We start from the raw sequence: 19,114 nt of genomic DNA, 5'->3' as shown, positions 1-19,114 counted from the left end.
GTCTACCAGTAATTACATCACTATGAATCCAATTTTGTTGCGATAAGAAATGACTAGGGGTAATAAATTTGTATTGGGTTTTTCTTTCTGTCTACCACCGCAAAGGAAGTTAATTGATGAGGATTCGCAGTGGTTTTGTTCATAATATCCCAAACCGCATAATCTCGAATCAACTCTGCATCAGCAATAAGCGAGCGATGACATCGCCAGGGCACTGCTTCAGCGCACAGGATCGCCACCTTAGGGCTCTTCTTAATTAAGTTATTTAATTCACTAAGGCCTTCGAGAAACCTCTCAGTTTGCATGTAATCAGCAAATCCTCTAAAACTTTCATTTTTCCACCCCATATTGATGGAGTTTTTTTCAACTTTACGTAACCCTCCTAATTTAGGTAAGTGTGTATAAGCAATTTTTTCTTTTTCAAGCGATTTCTTGAATTCCTCTTTATTAAACCAAGGAACCTTGCGCGATTTGGGTATGGTTCGCACATCAACAACATGAGTTATTTGATGGGCATGGATTATTTCAAAAAACTCCTGCAAAGTATGCGTTGAGTGGCCAATCGTAAAAAGCTCAGACATAATTATATCTTCCTTCTGGATTGCTTTTTCCTCTAAATATCGCGAACAAGATGCTGTTCTAATTGCTTAGCTCCCGACCATCTTGGGAAAAAGGGACCTAACTTTTTAATAAAATCATAGGCCATGAATAATGCACCTAGAGCAAATACGACATCTCCGGGCAATCGCAACCATTGCCATAACAATGTTGTATTATAAAATTCAAGGCTTCTTGCATGGGCAAAGCCATGTTCATAAACATCCATTAATTGCGCCCAACCAATAGGAAAGAAATTCAACACAATCCATAAAACAAGACCTAGGTTATACAACCAAAATGCCCAAGTTCCTAAACGATCACTCCAAGCAAACCGATCACCAGCCGCATAGCGCAAACAAAAATAAATTAAACCTAGGCCAAGCAAACCAAATGCACCAAATAATGCGGTATGCGCATGGTTTAAAGTAAGGAATGTCCCATGCTCATAATAGTTTATAAGTGGCGCATTGAGTGTCCCCCCACCAAATACTCCTGCACCAACAAAATTCCAAAAGGATGCTCCCAAAATATAGAGAAAAGCCAAATTATAAGTAAATGCACGTTGGCCCTTAATCAATTGATGATGTTCGATGGCATCAATAATGAGGAGAACCAAAGGCAATACTTCAATAAAGGAAAACATAGTTCCTAGTGGTACCCAGATATCCGGCGTCCCTGTCCAATACCAGTGATGGCCAGTTCCAATGATCCCGCCTAAAAAGATTAAAATTGTTTCAAAATACATTGTACGTTCTGCTAGAGAACGTGAAACCAATCCTGTTCCCATTAAAAGATAAGCAGTGGCGCACGCAGCAAAAAATTCAAATGACTGCTCCACCCAAAGATGAACTACCCACCAGCGCCAAAAATCAGTGATTGTGAATGATTTTTCAATTCCCGTTAAAGGGATCATTCCAAAACAATACAATACAGCAATATTCATCGTGCTTGCCCAAAAAAGATGCTCTAAACGAATACGCCCAGTCCAAAACTCAACAGTAGCAGTTTTTAAGCCATGCCAGGTAGGCCACATACCACGAAAAATAATAAAGCTCCACAGAAAAAGCCCTAAACAAAATCCAATTTGCCATAAGCGACCAAGCTGTAGATAGGACAATCCCTGATTGCCGATCCAAAACCAGGATTCATTCACATAACCCATAATCCCCAAATAATTGCCAACAAGCGCTCCGCCAACAATAAACAAGGTGACCCAAAACAAAAGATCAACTAAAAAGCCTTGTCTTTTCGCTTCCTTTTTACTGATGAGAGGAGCCATAAAAACAGCAGCGCTCACCCATGAAAGAGCGATCCAAACGATTGGTGTTTGAATGTGTACATCGCGCAAGAAATTAAAAGGTAAATAATCATTAATATTAATTCCATAAAAACCCGTTCGCTCTGTATAGTAATGCGCCATAATCACACCCACAGTGATCTGGATCAGTAAAACAAGTGCAACGACAACAAAATACTGCCCTACCTTACGCTGACTTGGTGTCAGCGGCTCAAACCCTAAAAACACGGGAGTTCTCAATGCATCATCAGGCACACTCAAATATCGATGATAAATATAAAGTATTGCTCCAAACCCCAGAAATACAAAACAAAACGATACCCAAGTCCAGTAAAAGGTATTGGCTGTTGGCGTATTTCCCATGGTGGGTTCATAGGGCCAATTATTGGTATAGGAACTATTTTGCCCGGGTCTATGCGCAATCGTAGTGAGCGAAGAATAAATAAGGAAATCTGCCGTTTGTAAAGCACTTTGCTCATTTAAGCTATAAGCTTTGGTCCAACCTGTTTCTGGATCATGATTAAGTAGATTGTGTGAAATTTGCTTACGCAGTTGCACAATTGCATCGGCTACTGGCTGTGACAAAATACTGATTGGCTGACTCAGATCAGTTTTCTGCAGATCCTGTTGCATCGTTTGACGCACGGTGTATTGTTCTCCTACAGTCAGACTCATGAAGGGCTTACCGAAATGTTGTTGTGCTATTTTATCTTCGGTGAGTCTACCAAGACTGACTAAGTATTTTGCAGTATAATCTTCTCCAAAATAAGAGCCCATTCCATAAAGACTTCCATAATCCATAAGGTCAGCGCGTTGAAAACCCGCTTTACCAGCCACTATATCCTCTGCGGTCATCACGATTTGTCCAGAAGGGGATTGAAATTGCTGCGGTAAAGGAGGGGCAAGCTGATAGGTTTTATAAGTACCCCAAATCAGCACGATGAAACAGATAATTGCAGTAATTAAAAGAATCCATTTTAAGACATTAGATACTTTATCAAAGTTCGTAGATTCCATTGAGCTTTGAGGTTTATTATTCATTCACATTCCTTATGCGCTTTTTAATTTACTCACGAAACTGATCTTGTACTTTTATAAAAAAAAATTATTATAAAACAAAATTTCTTTTAAGTATGGCTATTTTAGGATTCTTTTATCATACAAGCGCTGTAATAATAAATGGAAATAAACTAATCCTGCGTAGGGATGCCATTTGGCAGTAATTTCCGCTGTTTTCTTATAATCAGGTTTCTTATCAAGATGCAGCAATTGGTATAAATTATTCTGTGCACCAATATCGTCGCCAGGAAAAGTCTCGATCCTCCCCAAACCACGCAACAAAACATATTCTGCAGTCCAACGCCCTATTCCTTTAAAACGGCATAAAAAATCGATTACCTCTCCATTTGCTTTGTTTTCCAAAGATCCAAAACTTGATTCTTCTTCCATGATTGCCACTGCTAATTGCCTTAATGTTTCACTTTTATGGGTGCTATAGCCTATTTTCTTTAAATCAGAAACAGTGCAATGAGCAACTTCTTCTGGTCTTGGAAATGCATAGAGAATGCGCTCCTTTTCCTTTATTCTCATGCTCAGAAATTCAGCCAATCGATTTTGAATGTGCAATCCTGCATCAAGGGATATTTGCTGGCAGGAAACCGCATTAACCAGCGCTTCAAAAAGAGAAGGAAATCGCGGTGGTTTAACTCCCTTAAATTGAACAACAAGTGGATTTAATTGAGCATCATGTTGTGTCAGGTGATAAAAATCGTTTAGATCCCATTTTATACCCAGCATTTTCTCTATTTGAGATGCGATTTGATTTTGAGATACCTCGTTTTGGCTGTCAATGGATAAAAGTAATTCTGGTTTATTAATTTCTTTTTGCTCAACGACGACTTTAACAAGCACATTCTCTATGACCAATAATCGCGTATAACGGTGCCCATCCCAAAGATCAACATTATTTTTGCTTCTTCGACGCAACGCAAGGACTGTATACTCCAGCTGGAATGGAGCTACTGGATGTAAGCTAAACGTGGTCTTCATCTCAAAATTAACCTATTAAATAAAGTAGCCTTACTCATAATTGGAGCAAGAAACAACAAATAATACTTAATCCTTTTAATACACTATGCAAATAAAGCTATAATTTCAACTGAAAGGGATCGTACCCACTTATTCTGACATGGAGAAAAAAGCATGACTGCTTTTTATGAGGACCTGATTTGTTATAAACAGTTGCAAATAACTCATGATGGGAAACTCAAATTTTTCCTTGAAAAACATAGTACTAAAGAGGGAACTTGGGGCAAGTTGCAAATTAATACTGGTGAAATTGATTTTCTTTTTCTTGATGGAAATGGACAGGAATTATCTCGCCACCATTTAAATGAAAAAAATAATCACCTCGTCATTCCCCCCGCATCCTGGCACAAAATAATCCCCATTAGCGCTGTTTTTAATGCATCTTTGGATTTTTATTGTAAACCACATCGCTATTTTGATAAGAAATACAAATTGGGTAATGTGCATACCGATTTATACTATGTTTATACCACCTACCTCCAGAAAAAGGATAAGTTAAAAGTACTCGATATAGGCTGTGGTTCAGGCCGCAACCCACTTTTCCTAGCGCTCATGGGGCATGAAGTAACAGGAATAGATCATAATGAAGCAGCAATAAAGAAAATGCGTCAAATCGTTCATGAGGAAGAAATAACGACACTGACTCCCATAGTTCATGATCTCCACACCCCTCTATCCCTTAAAAGAGAGGCTTATAATTTGGTTATTGCAACCGTATCCCTGCAATTTTTAGATGCTGCACGAATTCCATCTCTTTTAAAGGAATTACAGGAGGCAACAGTAGCACAAGGAATTCATTTTTTTGTCTTTCCAATCCGCTCAGAACAATTTGAATTACCTACATTCTTTACTTATTTGGCAGAACATGAGGAGCTCTACCATTATTATCAAAACTGTGGCTGGTCCATTTTGGAATATAAAGAAGTCGTGGGAAAATTGCATAAGCTTGATGAATCTGGCAAACCCATTCAGGGTCTGTTTGGAATTTTACTTGCTCAGAAATGTTTCTAATCAAATAGGAACACCGAAACGGAACATACATAAAGTATGTGAGTATCGGAGCGCATAAAATCGCAGCATTCTGACCAAGAGAGTAGAATTGTAAACTATAACCAGGGTCTGATTACAATTCGCTATCTTGAGTCAAAATGTTGCGATTTTAGAGCACCGAAACGAAGCATACATAAAGTATGTGAATATCGGAGCATAAAACCGCAGCATTTTGGCCAAGAGAGTAGAATTGTAAACTATAACCAGGGTCTGATTACAATTCGCTATCTTGAGTCAAAATGTTGCGATTTTAGAGCACCGAAACGAAGCATACATAAAGTATGTGAGTATGGGAGCATAAAACCGCAGCATTCTGACCAAGAGAGTAGAATTGTAAACTATAACCAGGGTCTGATTACAATTCGCTATCTTGAGTCAAAATGTTGCGATTTTAGAGCACCGAAACGGAGCATACATAAAGTATGTGAGTATCGGAGCGCATAAAATCGCAGCATTTTGGCCAAGAGAGTAGAATTGTAAACAGACCCTATCCTTTAATACAAACAATCGGTGCAAGCCTTGCAACTTTTTGGGTTAAACCGGATGCTTGCGCGGCATCCACAACAAAATCGACATTCTTATACGCCTCGGGAGCTTCTTCTGCTACACCACGGTAGGAACTGCTGCGAATGAGAATCCCTCGTTGCGCCAGTTGTTCAATGATTTCACTGCCACGCCATTTTTTGGTTGCTTGATGTCGACTCATTGCACGTCCAGCACCATGACAGGCTGAACCAAATGATTTATTTTCAGCACTCGCCGTGCCTACGAGAATATAAGACGCAGTTCCCATACTGCCGCCAATAATCACTGGTTGCCCTGCCTGTCTAAAGTCTTTTGTTAATTGAGGGTGGCCTGGGCCAAAAGCTCGAGTTGCCCCTTTACGATGAACAAATAAACGCATTGTCTTACCATCTACCTGATGCGTTTCTTCTTTACAGGTATTATGGGATACATCGTAAATAAGTTTTATTTGGGTTCCTGGCATTTCCTTCTGAAAAACTTCACGCATGAAATGGGTAATGATTTCACGATTTGCCAGAGCACAATTTATTCCTGAACGCATAGCACCTAAATAGCTTTCGCCCATTGGTGAACGAATAGGCGCACAAGCTAATTCGCGATCCACGAGTTGAATACCATGCTGCTGAGCATAAATTAACATGGAGCGCAAAAAATCAGTTCCTATTTGATGGCCCAGACCACGCGAACCGCAATGGATACTCACAACCACATCTCCCTGTGCTAAACCAAATGCGGCAGCGGTTTTTTCACAATATATCTGGCGGACCTCTTGAATTTCCAAATAATGATTCCCTGAGCCTAAAGTACCCATTTCATTTTTTTGTCGTTTTTTTGCATGCTCTGAAACATGCTCAGGCAATGCGCCTTCTACACGACCATTATCTTCAATTCGCTCTAAATCTTCCCGTTCGCCATATCCTTGTTTTACAGCCCAAACCGCGCCGCCACGTAACATATCATCCATTTGCTTCATGGTGAGGTGAATACGACTTTTGCTGCCTACGCCTGCTGGAATATGAGCAAACAGTGTATCTGCCAGAAGTTCCTTATACGGTTCAAATTCTTCACGTTTAAGCCCTGTGGATAACAGTCTTACCCCGCATGAAATATCAAAACCTACACCGCCAGCCGAGACAACTCCTTCATTGTCAGGATCAAATGCAGCAACACCGCCAATAGGAAATCCATATCCCCAATGCGCATCAGGCATGGCAAATGAACCGTGAACAATACCAGGTAAAGTTGCCACATTCGTGACTTGTTCGTAGACTTTCATGTCCATATTGAGTATCAGCTCCTCTGAGGCAAAAATCACCCCTGGTACACGCATTTTCCCATGTTTTGGGATTCGCCATTCAAAATCACTAATTTTTTCTAACCGGTTTAACTCCATTGATTTTCTACCTTATCTCCAAGAGCTTATTTTAAAAATTAAGGAATACAGGATATGAAAAAGAAATTACACGTCCACCACACATTGAGCCACCCAGGTGCCATCACTTTGATAAACTTTTAACTCCGTGAACGTAGCACCTTTGACCTCTACTGCAGGTTGATGTCGATTGATATCCACAAGCTCTCCTGCAATTATAGCAGTTAACTTCTGCCTCTTAATGGAAACATCGAATTGACTAAACAGCATATTGTGAATTGCCATGTTATAAATAATGGCATTTAACCAGTCGACAAATAAAATCTCCTGATTCGGTGCCTCACACGTTATACGCAGCGTCTTGTGAGGTTGGATTAATTCTGAGCTAGTAATCACATTGGTCAGGGCCAAAGCGCCCATTGCAAAAGCCTCGGCTATTGTAGATCCGCACCCCCTCACCCCTATGTCTGATTCATGAGAAAAATGCTCCCATTTTTTTTGTGCAATCATTAGATTCCTTCTTAATATCGGAGAAAGGCCTGGATTAGATAGATAATAAGAAAATACCAGGATCTATGGTTTTTGGGAAATTTTGACGTGCTTTGTGCTGGTTATCAACCATCATCTGTTCTTCAAGTTGCGACTCAAGATTGATAAACTCCTTTGTTCTTACTTCACATAATGTCTCTATGGCGGCTAAATCCAGGTCGGCCACAAACACACTCAGCATCCCAGTGGGAACACGCCCCCACGCGCCCCCCGACCCGCACGTCGTTTGCCGCGCCTTATATATTGCAAAATCACTACCCAATTTAGAATTATCCTCAAACCAATTTTCCATCTTTTCAGTTATCCAATTATAAAATTTCTTTGATGATTTTGGCCGGGAAGTAAATTCAGGCATAGGATAAAAAGGCATATCAGAGCAGTATTCATAAACAACATGCATAGGAAGGTTCTTTTGTGAACTACCAACACCTTCTCTCCATTGCTTATCAATGGCAACCCAATCCTTATCCCCAGGTGCATGTATAGAATCGACTTGCATTTGCAGTTCTTTAATGATGGTGTTCTTGAAATCAAAATGACTCTCTGTGACTGTTTCTCCATTAAGCCTGTAAGTTACCCCTTTTGTATTTACGTTATGATATTGAGAAAGTAGCATTGCTAATATCTTTTTACCTTCTTCGTTTTGGGGTAAGCATTCAAGCATCATCGACCACATATGTTTATCCAAGGCCCAAAGTGCGTATTCAAAGGCGCTAATATTTTCAAAGATTCGACCAGAGCAATCGGTCACTCTGCCTCTTTTAAAAATTAAACTCCTATCGTTTTTTAATATCGATTGAACCGAATCGTACTCACCGCGTACAATATGGTTTAATAATTTACGGACATTCAATATGGGCTTAAAAAAATCCCAATGCTTCTTTGATGCCATAGTAAAATTTACTAAATCAGGAGTTGATAAACATTGTGCTATTTCTCTTCGGATTTCTGGGGGCAATTCATTAAATAATTCGAATTTGGCTTGCACGCTTTTTACAACTCGAGTGAATTAGAAAAAAAGGGATTATTATACTTGAATAATGGGATATTAAAACGACAAATTGATATTACAAAGATCATTAATGAAATAAGTCCTTACTGTTAATGACTTATGTATTAATGCGAGGTCACACCCTCCTGATCTGAAAAAAATCATCTAATAAAGCAAATGGCTCATAAAATTATCTGCTCTACCGTTTTGCATATACAGCAATAGAAAGAATAACCATGCCCATCCCGATAGCCTGTCCGGGAGTTAAATGCTCACCAAGCAACATCCACGCGATGAGCACTGTAGCTAATGGCATCACAGCAGTTGATAATGAAGTCATTACACCATCCACCCTCTGACAACCAAAACTCCAAAAAACGTAAAAAAGACCCGAGCTTAAACCTAAAATGATCAAAATAAGCCAGTCTAAAGGCGGGATGGTTAAACTTTTCCAGGTACTAAAGCTCAGGCAAAGTAATAATAAAAAAGCATTAATTGCATTAAGCAGAGAAGAAATTAAAAATACTGGAAGAGAATTTTTATGCATTTTACTTAAAATATAATAAGTTGCTTCAGGCAAAAGGGAGATTAAAACAAGCGCATCCCCCCAAAAAGAATGATTTACCCGCACGCCAGCTAATTTATCGCATGCGATAACAACTAATCCCAGTGTAGCAAAACCCACACAAATGGCTTTCTTCCCTGAAATTTTTTCCCCAAGAATAATCCAGGACATCATCGCAATAATTGCAGGTAAAGCACTGGTAATAATGCCTGCCACATTGGCATCAGTGTAATTTAATCCCCATAAAATAAGGAAATTAAACAACACCCCTGCAGAGATTGCCTGGGCACCAATAAAAATCCAATCTTTTTGCTTTAATTGGGAAAAATAATAACGAACCGGTTTGCTTTTGGCAGGTGTCAGCCAATGTAAGGGTAATAAAATGAGTGTTGCCAAAGTAAACCGAAGCGTTAATAGAAAGAGAATGGGAATTGAGGAAAGCACGTACTTGGAAAAAACAATATTCACGCCTACCATAATTTGCGCCAGGATAAGAAAAAGCATGCCTTGCAGAAAATAAGCGTTGGATTTTTTCATTATAAATCACTTCTTTAAATTGAAAAACGAATCAGTAGTTTATCAATTTTAAAATCAGCATGAGTTATCTGGTTCACGCATTTTATTTGCTGATAACGCTTTTGTTCTCCATTGAGAAGGCGACTCACCAAATACTTTACTGAATCGTCGACTAAATGCAGGTAAATTTTCATAACCCACTGCAAAAGCGATGGCTTCAATAGAAAGATTTTTTGAAGACAACAGTTGCTTTGCGTGGTGTAATTTTTTAAATCGCCAATACTCGGCCATGCTGGATCCCAAAGCATGTTTGAACCGACGTTGTAATTGACTTACGCTCAAATGACAGTGCTGTGCGACTTTACGTACATCTACAGCATCCGCAAAATACAGATCAATCCAGTTTTTTGCCTTAATTGCTATTGGATCCGACTCGGGCGAAAAAGATTTTGTAGTAAAATGAATAAGTAATTGATTAATTAAAGAATCAGTAAAGAAATCTCCTTCTTTAGCTGCTAAATAATGATGTGTAAAATGTAACAGTTTTTTAACGCCCGCAGTTAAATTAAACGCATGCGATCTGCGATCTTCAAATAGATGATTTTGGGCAGCCACATCAACCACTAAAAAAAGATTTTTCTGACTTCCTGCAAAACAATGCCGTTCATTAGGTGCAATAAATGCACCTACATGCGTATCCACCACACCCGAATAAAGACCTGACTCTAACTCCATGGAGCCTGCGAGAGGTAAAACCAATTGCGCAAAATCATGAGCATGACTACAACTTTCGGTATGATAAGAACGAAGATCGATACGATTGGAAATCAATTTAACTACTCGCTCGGAAAACAATAAAAATAGTCTTATTATACCACATGAAGTGAAGCATATTTCAGTAGGTTTCTCTCTTCTTTTATTTTGAAAAAGCCTTTACAGTTGAGCAAAATTACTACATAATGCTTGATTATTTTGCTCAATGCGTGAGCAATTTATCCATCTAATTCTATTTTTGGAGTCTATTGTGCAAAAAAAAATTGATGTAACAAATCAACCTGTATTTTCTTTAGATGCTTTATTTGAAGAGGAATTAACCGCAGATATTCCCCAAGTCAGTTCGACAGCTGCCTCAGCCATGAAAATATTAATGTTACGCAAACAACAAGGCTATATCAATGAAATCAATCAATTGGCGGATATATGCGCTCAGTTACTGAAGCAAGGGACTCCTGTTGACTCAGTAGTAAAAGCAATTAAATCGGGTATGGCCACTTCCTATCAACAAGCACTGGATAAAGTAACCAGTGAAATAGGACTAGGGCAATTTCAATTGAATCATACTAATCCTCAAACAGTTGCTGGACAGAATTTGGAAAAACACGTTAAATCCATGAGACGCTATAAAGAAACCCCTTTAATCGATATTATGGAAGCCGTTACTACGGATACCCTGGTGCAAGCAAGCGCAAAATTTGGGGCTGATCTGGGGGATATCGACTTTTTAAACTTTAAATCTAGGCTTGCTACGTTATAAAGCGTTCAATTGTCTATCCTGGGTGAAATATCCGCGTAGCCCAGGTTATACTTCCTGTATCTTCTACACATCGCTGAAAACCAAGGCCAGCTCTACTCCGACGTTCCGCCCCCACGACCTGTTCGCGGGGGTGTCCGCAGAATTCTACAATCTAATTGTTAAAACATCTGTAGGATGAGAAAACAACTGATTCTCTGCAATAACTTCAGCCCCGGCATTTTTATAAAATCGATTTAGTGAAGGTTTTAATGTATCCAGCATGATAAATTCCGCTTTTTGTGTTTTAGCAATTTCTTTGGCCTTTTCAATTATTTGTGTGCCAAAACCTAATCCGCGATAAGGCTTATCCACATAAACATACATTAAGTCACTTATAATAGGTGCTTTAAACTTCTTTTCGTTAAACTCAGGAGCCATTTCTTTGGGGAATAAAGCAAATAAGGCAACCGGTGTACCATTCAAAGTCCCTATATAGACATGCTCCTTCAAATTATTGAGAACACCCTTACGAAATTCAACTCCTTTATTACGAATATATCCCCATTCTTCTTCTGCCCAAGTTGCAGCCAGCGATAAATACTCCATGCGTTCTGATAGTGGTTTAAAATTCAATTTATGTTTAAACAACGCAGCACTAAAAAGCAACATTTTACATCCTCATAACGAGCAAGCCCAACCTTGCCATTGATTTTGAATCGAACCTGTAATCGGCTGGTCTAAAGAGTACCATTAGACCTCTTTAGAATCTATAATCTTATTCAATGAAGCTTAAGCAAAAAATGGAGATCGTTTCTAATGTCCCTGTGGAAAAAATTTAAAGCGTTTTACAATGCTTCGCCAGAGAATAGAATAGGATTTTATAACGTTCTTGCTTTTCTTGTTATCCCTATTTTAGGCATGGCCACTTTGTACGTTTTAGTGCGTATTTTTTGGATAAATGCGTGAATGATCTAGTCTTAGATAATGCCCCATAGTTTAACTATGAGGCTATTAAGATCTATTTGGCTTGTTCAACTTTTATTGATCGCACACCTGATTTGGATTCTAATTTTTTAGGTAAATCAACCCAAAGCATTCCTTTTTTAAATGTTGCTTTTGCTTTAGCGAGATCAACTGTTGAAGGTAACGAAATGGAACGTTCATATTTTCCATAACTAATTTCTCGGGATATAAATTTTTTACCCTCATTTTTCTTCGCACTGGACTTTTCACCACTTATAGTGAGTACATTGTCAGCTATAGACACTTTAACGTCTTTTTCATCCATGCCAGGCATTTCTAACTGAACACAAAAATGCTCTTTGTCCTCAACAACGTCCATTGAAGGAGAAAGATCCAGCTTTTCAAATTGTCCCAAATTGAATTTAGATGTAGGTAAAAAATCATTAAAGTCTCTAAATAATCTATCTACTTCATTTTGCAGACTTAAAAAAGGATTGTGCGTACGATTAATTTGAATGGAAGATCCTTTAGAAGGAGATCCTTTCTTGAATTGAGTTACTTTGCTCATGACTCACCTCCATAACTCGATGGGTATCTATAAATTTTGGTAATAAAAAGCAACTTTGTCAAATGAAGCTTCACCTGAAAAAAAAGTAATAAATACCAAGGAATGACGTGTTTTATCTGAACCCACTCACCTATCGGGCAAGCGGGTTGCGATGGTGAAGCCAGAGTAATAGAAAAGCGACAGCAGGCATTAGAATATCAGTCCAAAATATGGTCCCCGCATTACCGGGTTCGAAATTATGGGTAGTCATCATTTGATAAAGATGAACGCCAGCAGCCCCCCATAAGAACATGGCAGGAACAATAATCGTTGCGGCACGAAAAGCAATTTGGCTTCTAAAGCTAATTATCCCATTCACAGCAATTCCCAAACTTGCAAAGCCAACCTCCATTTGAAACGGGCTTTGCGGCCAGCCAATAAACTGTGCTGTAAAATAACCGAAGAAGACATGCATTACAAAATTAAACAAATAAGCCAAGCCAATATTAAATAATAAAAACCAGGAAAATATAATTTCAATAACCTTGGCTTTTTGCATTGGCCTGGATTTTATCAACCATTCTATAAAAGAAAACACCAGGCCTAAAATAAAACAGGTCAATGTAAAATTACGAATCGCCAAAATAATCATGTCGGCCATAATACCATCCATGTAAGAATCTGTTTTATATATATCAAATTACCTGAAAAAAAGTGCAAACACAATTCATGATAAGCTGCAAAAAACTGAATCAATTGACCGTTTTCAAAGCGCGCTACCTGTACTGTACTGCAATGCAACATCAGGAACATACTAAAAAATTACAGACTTGGATTTGGTGTTCTTTTACGTCGTTGATGAACTATATAGTACAAACCCGGTAAAACCAGTAACGTCAAAGAAGTTGAAGAAATTATTCCACCAATGACTACCGTTGCTAAAGGTCTTTGAACCTCTGAACCAGTGCCTGTTGCCAATGCCATAGGCACAAACCCCAAAGAAGCAACCAGTGCGGTCATCAGCACGGGTCTAAGTCTCGCCAAAGAACCTTGCATTACTGCATCTTTTAAATAGAACTTTTTCTGTTCGTATAACTTATTGATAAAAGTAATCATCACCAGGCCATTTAAAACCGCCACCCCGGATAAAGCAATAAACCCTACCCCTGCAGAAATGGACAATGGAATACCTCGCCAGTACAAAGCAAAGACGCCTCCAGTTAGAGCAAGAGGAATACCTGAAAAAACTAAAAGTGCATCGCGGGCATTCCCAAAACTCATAAAAAGCAATAGAAAAATACCTAATAAGGTAACAGGTACTACCAGTTGTAAGCGTTGAGATGCAGAGAGTAATTGTTCAAACTGGCCTCCCCAAGTAATCCAATACCCACTGGGTAATTTAACACTTTGTTCGATGCGTTCTTTGGCTTCATTAACAAACGAACTTAAATCCCGGTTCCTAACATTTGCAGTAACCACTACTCGACGCTTACCGCTTTCACGACTGATTTGATTCGGGCTTTCGCTTCGTATCGTTTTAGCCACTTCACTCAATGGAATGAAATGAAGCTCTCCATCTTTTGCCGGCGGTAATGGAACAAAAACTTGTCGTAACACTTCAGGGCTGGAACGTAAGGATTCTGGTAAACGCACAATTAAATCAAATCGTTTATCCCCATCAAAAAGTTCTCCCCCTTTCTTTCCTCCTGTTGCAATAACAATAGCGTCTTGAACTGCGGCTGCTTGCAAACCGTAACGAGCGAGCGTATCCCGATTTATTTCAATAGTAAGCAGAGGCAAGCCACTCACCTGCTCTACTTTCACATCAGCTGCTCCTGGGACTTCTTTAAGTTGCGTACTAATTGATTCTGCAATTTCTCTTAAAGTATTCATATCATCACCAAATACCTTCACAGCTACATCACTGCGTACACCTGAAATTAATTCATTAAAACGCATTTGAATGGGTTGGGTGAACTCATAATTATTTCCTGGGATCTGTGTTACGGCCTGTTCGATTTCTTGCACGAGTTCTTGCTTTGCTTTTTTAGGATCAGGCCATTCTTTACGTGGTCTTAGCATGATAAACGTATCAGCCACATTAGGTGGCATAGGATCGGTAGCAACTTCGGCCGTGCCCAATTTAGAAAAAACAATCTGTACCTCAGGGAACTGCTTAATCCGTTGTTCAACCAAATCTTGCATGGCAATCGCCTGAGTTAAACTGGTACCCGGAATACGCATTGCATGCATGGCAATATCGCCCTCATCAAGGCTTGGAATAAACTCACCACCTAATCGAAAAGCAATCAGAAGACTGATGAGCACTAATACTACCGCCGCCCAAATCACCCCATATCGAGCATGAAAACTATGCCGCAAAATTCGCGCATATCCTAATGAAATACCATGCACCAACCTATTTTCTTTCTCTTGAATCCGTCCTTTTAGAAAGATAGCCACTGCAGCTGGAACAAAAGTTAGAGCAAATAACATTGAGGCCATCAGGGCAATAATTACCGTTTCAGCCATAGGCAAAAACATTTTTCCTTCCACACCGGTTAAGGTTAAAATTGGAAGATAAACTACAGTAATAATGAATACCCCAAAAATACTGGGTCTGATGACTTCGGTCGTTGCATAGGCAATAACTTTTAAACGTTCTTCATGGGTTAAAATACGCTGTAGCTTATGCTGTTGCTCTCCTAAATGCTTCATGCAATTTTCAACAATAATCACCGCGCCATCAACAATCAAACCAAAATCAAGCGCTCCCAAACTCATCAGATTAGCGCTGATTTGATTACTGACCATCCCCGTTATGGTCAGTAACATCGATAAAGGAATAACCATAGCGGTAATCAGCGCTGCACGAATATTTCCCAAAAATAAAAATAAAACAACGCAAACGAGCAAAGCACCTTCAAGTAAATTGTTCTTAACAGTATTAATCGTGGCATTAACGAGCGCGGTTCGGTTATAAACAGTAACAGCCTCAACTCCCTCAGGAAGAGATTTATTAATTTCCTTCATTTTAGCCGCAACACGTTTCGATACAGTGCGACTGTTTTCTCCCATCAGCATAAACACCGTGCCTAAAACTACTTCCTTACTGTTTTCAGTAGCCGCTCCAGTGCGTAACTCTTTCCCTAAAGCAACATCCGCTACATCACGGATGTGAACTGGCGTACCCTCAAAACTGGCAATGACAATATTTTCAATATCCGCTATATTTTTTACCTGACCGGGAACGCGAATGAGATTTTGCTCGCCATTGCGCTCAATGTACCCTGCTCCTACATTATTATTGTTGCGCTGCAAAGCCTCGACCACATTATTTAAACTTAAGCCATAGCGAACCAATTTGCTCGGTTCAGGTGTAATATGAAATTGTTTTTCATAACCACCAATCGTATTGACCTCTGCTACTCCCTCCACATTACGTAATTGCGGTTTAATGATCCAATCCTGAAGTGTACGAAGTTCTGTTGGATTATAACGTTGTGATTTAGGGACATTAGGTTTATTCTTCACAACGTACATGAATATCTCACCAAGACCGGTAGAAATAGGTCCTAATGTCGTTTCTGCCTCTGCAGGGAGTTTATCTTTAACCTCTTGTAACCGTTCATTAATCAACTGACGTGCGAAATAAATATTCGTCCCATCTTTGAATACTACAGTAACCTGAGACAACCCATAACGTGATAAAGAACGGGTGTAATCTAAATTAGGCAAGCCACTCATCGCCAATTCGACAGGAAAAGTAATGCGCTGCTCCACTTCAAAAGGTGAATAACCTGAAGCTGCGGTATTAATTTGCACTTGGACATTCGTGATATCCGGCACAGCATCAATTGGGAGGCGCTGAAAATTATAGATCCCCAGCGCTGCAATAATCATTGTGAATAAAAGGACAAACCAACGATGTTTTAAAGAAAAGCGTATCATTTTTTCAAGCATCTTTATCCTTAATGCTCATGGCTTGCGCCTTCCTTACCTAATTCTGCTTTGATATAGAAACTGTTTTTACTGACATAACGTTGCCCTGCATCAAGCCCCGAAATCACCTCTGCCCATTGTTGGTCCTTTTCTCCTAAAAGTACTGGAGTTGCCTCAAAATAATCCCCTTGTTGGACAAAAACCACATCGTTTCCATTCATTTTCTGAATGGCAGAGAGGGGAACAGCGACAGAAACTGTTTTTTTGTTGATGATGATCGCCCCATTAATATACATACCAGGCAACCAGGAGCGCTCTTCATTAGGAAGAATGGCACGTGCTAAATTAGTCTGACTGTCTTCAATGCCTAAAGGGGAGATATAAGAAATGGTACTCAAGGATTCAGGTTTTCCTTCGTCCCCCGTTACTATGACTTCCATTCCTTGCTTTACAAGAGGAGCATCTTTACGATACAAGGTAAAATCTGCCCATACATTCGCTAAATTCGCCACTTCGTAAATCGGTTTGGTATTTTGCGTCAACTCACCATTCGTAGCATTCTTTTGTACAATAGTACCGGTAATCGGGGCTGTAATCGTGTAATTTTGTAAACTTTCATTACTTTCTACCGTGGCTAATGTTTCTCCTTTCATGACCTCATCACCCAAATTTTTAGTCATGGATTTTATGATGCCAGGATAACGTGCATAAATAGGTGCCATTGTATCGCGGTTAGGGAGAATTTTTCCCACTACGTTTAATCGAGCCTTGATCTCATGACTTTGTGCTGTTGCAGTGTATATCCTGGCAGCGTTAAGGACCGTTGGGCTCAACTGAACTCGCCCTTCGTACGAGGCATAATGCCAATTCATCTGCTTTCCTGAGAGCTCTAATTGAACTGTGACATCAAAAGAATGCGGCTCTTTAATCACTTCATTGCTTTGTAAAAAAGGATTGGCGGGACTAAAGGTAACCGCCTCTTTTTTACCATTGAATCGTGTTAATAAAAGGGATAACTGTGCTTTGTCCGGGGAAATCAAGTCCCCTTTCTTATAAAGATAAGCGCGAAAATGAGGAGGCATTGCCCGTTCAAATATTAAAAGCTCGAGTGCCAGATCACCCTCCTTAAATAAACGACCTTTATGCGGTCCTATTTCCCAAGTCTCTTGGTGAACATCATCCGTCGCGTGCGTTAGCCAGAAAGTCAAACTTAGCCCCAACAGAAGAACAAACAATAATAGAAAAGAAACCCATGGTCTTGGAAATTTCATTTACTCTCCTTAGCAGGATGAAGTCCTAAGAGTCCCGTAAGCTGAATTAATGCTTTATGATTATCCGCATGGGCTTGTTGATAGTGCCGTTCTTCTTCGTATAATGTATTTAAAGCAAGAGATAATTCAATATAGGTGTATCGGCCCATTTGGTATCCATCTTCAGCAAGTTTAATTGATTTACGGGCTAAAGGTAAAAGTGACTCAGTAACTAAATTCGCTTCGTAACGACTTTGCTGCGCCTGTAAAAAAACATTATAAACATTTTGCCGTACATCAAGCCGTGCTCCTTGATATGCATGGGCTGTTTGCGTAAATTGTGCCTCTGCCGTCAGGATCTTTCCCTGATTTCGATCAAAAACAGGCACTTGTGCAAAAGCAGAAATTACTGCTGCATTACTTCCATCATCGGAGAAATGACGCCCTCCTAGTTGAATATTTAAATCGGGCCAAACTGATTTTTTAACCGCTGTAATTGTTGCCCGTTTTGCTCGAAGTTGCAGTTGCATTTGCATTAATTGCGGGCTTTGTGGTAATTTTTTCAAGAGAAATGACCAATCTAATACAACATCGGGTAACCCTTTATCTACCAAAGCCCTGTCGATCCTCAATCCATCTCCTAATAAACGGGCAAGTTTTGCTCGTTGAGAAAACGCATCTCGCATCGCTTTTTGTGCTTGAATACGCGCCTCGCCTAAACGTCCTTGGGCTAAGCGTAAATCCAATTCAGTACCCACCCCGGCTTTTACCCTGCGTTCGATCGCTGCCACAATACTTTCATTCAGGCGAATTAATTTTTTAGTCACTTGATGCCATTGACCGGCGTACAAAGCATCAACATAGGCCACCCCAACCGATACATAAAGTACTGCTTTTTGAACTTTAATCTGGGCCAAAGCAGCCAAATAATCTGCATAGGTTGCGTTTTTCAGATAAGCAAGACGATGCCCTAAAGGAATAGGCTGAGTTACAGATGCCGTGGTTTCCGCAGCCTCATAACTAGAATAGCTGCCTGAGCCGCCAAAATTTTCAGCAGTTAAGGTCAGTTGGGGATTGGGATAGAGGCCGCTTTGGATAAAATAACCGCGCATTGCTTGTGCTTTATCCATTTCTGCTTGCAAATCGGGATTATTACGATAGGCAATTTCTAATGCCTCTTTAAAAGTAAAGGGAGCAGTCGCCAGCGCCCCATCACTCATGAAGCTCATCAATAACACAATGATGAAACCAATATAATGCATTCCTTACCTTTAACTGTTCCCTGATACTTTTCAAAGTGTAACCTGATTCACTTTTGTTTTATACCTTCTCTGGCATAAACATAA

16 protein-coding genes are annotated in these 19,114 nt (G+C 39.6%); 2 read left to right on the top strand and 14 right to left on the bottom strand.

Features of this window, described 5'->3' with window-relative positions; translation table 11 throughout:
* Positions 1-53: 53 nt before the first annotated feature.
* The 3 genes from FOLKNPGA_RS04725 to FOLKNPGA_RS04715 form a co-directional block, all read right to left on the bottom strand.
* A complete protein-coding gene (locus tag FOLKNPGA_RS04725) occupies positions 54-581 on the bottom strand; it encodes a DUF488 family protein (protein ID WP_182351909.1) in 528 nt (175 codons plus the stop codon).
* A 32-nt stretch (positions 582-613) separates the two neighbouring features.
* On the bottom strand, positions 614-2,938 hold the full coding sequence (locus FOLKNPGA_RS04720) for a nitric-oxide reductase large subunit (RefSeq protein WP_182351908.1): 2,325 nt from the start codon (positions 2,936-2,938) through the stop codon (positions 614-616).
* 96 nt (positions 2,939-3,034) lie between these two features.
* A complete protein-coding gene (locus tag FOLKNPGA_RS04715; protein WP_182351907.1) occupies positions 3,035-3,946 on the bottom strand; it encodes a DNA-3-methyladenine glycosylase in 912 nt (303 codons plus the stop codon).
* 153 nt (positions 3,947-4,099) lie between these two features.
* Here FOLKNPGA_RS04715 and tehB point away from each other — a divergent pair, with 153 nt between their 5' ends.
* Positions 4,100-4,996 carry an SAM-dependent methyltransferase TehB gene (gene tehB, locus FOLKNPGA_RS04710; RefSeq protein ID WP_182351906.1) on the top strand — a complete coding sequence of 299 codons (897 nt, stop codon included), beginning with the start codon at positions 4,100-4,102 and terminating at the stop codon, positions 4,994-4,996.
* 526 nt (positions 4,997-5,522) lie between these two features.
* Here the strand turns inward: tehB and FOLKNPGA_RS04705 are convergent.
* The 5 genes from FOLKNPGA_RS04705 to FOLKNPGA_RS04685 all read right to left on the bottom strand — a co-directional run bounded on the left by FOLKNPGA_RS04705 (position 5,523) and on the right by FOLKNPGA_RS04685 (position 10,384).
* Positions 5,523-6,953, bottom strand: coding sequence for an RtcB family protein (locus FOLKNPGA_RS04705; RefSeq protein WP_182351905.1), 1,431 nt, complete (start codon positions 6,951-6,953; stop codon positions 5,523-5,525).
* Between the two features lie 66 nt (positions 6,954-7,019).
* Complete coding sequence (locus FOLKNPGA_RS04700; protein ID WP_182351904.1) at positions 7,020-7,442, bottom strand: archease; 423 nt, start codon at positions 7,440-7,442, stop codon at positions 7,020-7,022.
* Positions 7,443-7,476: 34 nt separating this feature from the next.
* Complete coding sequence (locus tag FOLKNPGA_RS04695) at positions 7,477-8,469, bottom strand: F-box protein (RefSeq protein WP_182351903.1); 993 nt, start codon at positions 8,467-8,469, stop codon at positions 7,477-7,479.
* 202 nt (positions 8,470-8,671) lie between these two features.
* Positions 8,672-9,574, bottom strand: a complete 903-nt coding sequence (locus FOLKNPGA_RS04690) for a DMT family transporter (RefSeq protein WP_182351902.1) — start codon at positions 9,572-9,574, stop codon at positions 8,672-8,674.
* A gap of 54 nt (positions 9,575-9,628) precedes the next feature.
* Positions 9,629-10,384, bottom strand: a complete 756-nt coding sequence (locus tag FOLKNPGA_RS04685) for an AraC family transcriptional regulator (protein ID WP_182351901.1) — start codon at positions 10,382-10,384, stop codon at positions 9,629-9,631.
* A gap of 193 nt (positions 10,385-10,577) precedes the next feature.
* Here FOLKNPGA_RS04685 and FOLKNPGA_RS04680 point away from each other — a divergent pair, with 193 nt between their 5' ends.
* The gene (locus tag FOLKNPGA_RS04680) at positions 10,578-11,087 is read left to right on the top strand and encodes a hypothetical protein (RefSeq protein ID WP_182351900.1); all 510 of its coding nucleotides are present in this window, start codon (positions 10,578-10,580) and stop codon (positions 11,085-11,087) included.
* A 144-nt stretch (positions 11,088-11,231) separates the two neighbouring features.
* On the opposite strand, the gene FOLKNPGA_RS04675 is transcribed toward FOLKNPGA_RS04680, so the two are convergent.
* From FOLKNPGA_RS04675 to FOLKNPGA_RS04650, 6 genes are all read right to left on the bottom strand, one after another.
* A complete protein-coding gene (locus tag FOLKNPGA_RS04675; RefSeq protein WP_182351899.1) occupies positions 11,232-11,735 on the bottom strand; it encodes an N-acetyltransferase in 504 nt (167 codons plus the stop codon).
* Positions 11,736-12,084: 349 nt separating this feature from the next.
* A complete protein-coding gene (locus tag FOLKNPGA_RS04670; protein ID WP_182351898.1) occupies positions 12,085-12,597 on the bottom strand; it encodes an Hsp20/alpha crystallin family protein in 513 nt (170 codons plus the stop codon).
* A 130-nt stretch (positions 12,598-12,727) separates the two neighbouring features.
* Positions 12,728-13,237, bottom strand: a complete 510-nt coding sequence (locus FOLKNPGA_RS04665) for a DUF6790 family protein (protein ID WP_182351897.1) — start codon at positions 13,235-13,237, stop codon at positions 12,728-12,730.
* 161 nt (positions 13,238-13,398) lie between these two features.
* Entirely contained in the window at positions 13,399-16,539 is a 3,141-nt protein-coding gene (locus tag FOLKNPGA_RS04660) for a CusA/CzcA family heavy metal efflux RND transporter (protein WP_182351896.1), read from the bottom strand.
* An 8-nt stretch (positions 16,540-16,547) separates the two neighbouring features.
* On the bottom strand, positions 16,548-17,789 hold the full coding sequence (locus FOLKNPGA_RS04655) for an efflux RND transporter periplasmic adaptor subunit (protein ID WP_182351895.1): 1,242 nt from the start codon (positions 17,787-17,789) through the stop codon (positions 16,548-16,550).
* Positions 17,786-19,030 carry a TolC family protein gene (locus FOLKNPGA_RS04650; protein ID WP_370529183.1) on the bottom strand — a complete coding sequence of 415 codons (1,245 nt, stop codon included), beginning with the start codon at positions 19,028-19,030 and terminating at the stop codon, positions 17,786-17,788. The genes FOLKNPGA_RS04655 and FOLKNPGA_RS04650 overlap by 4 nt, the downstream gene beginning before the upstream one ends.
* Between the last annotated feature and the right edge of the window lie 84 nt (positions 19,031-19,114).

The organism is Legionella sp. PC1000 (assembly GCF_014109805.1).
Lineage (GTDB): Bacteria > Pseudomonadota > Gammaproteobacteria > Legionellales > Legionellaceae > Legionella > Legionella resiliens.
This window is presented reverse-complemented; position numbering and strand designations above follow the sequence as displayed.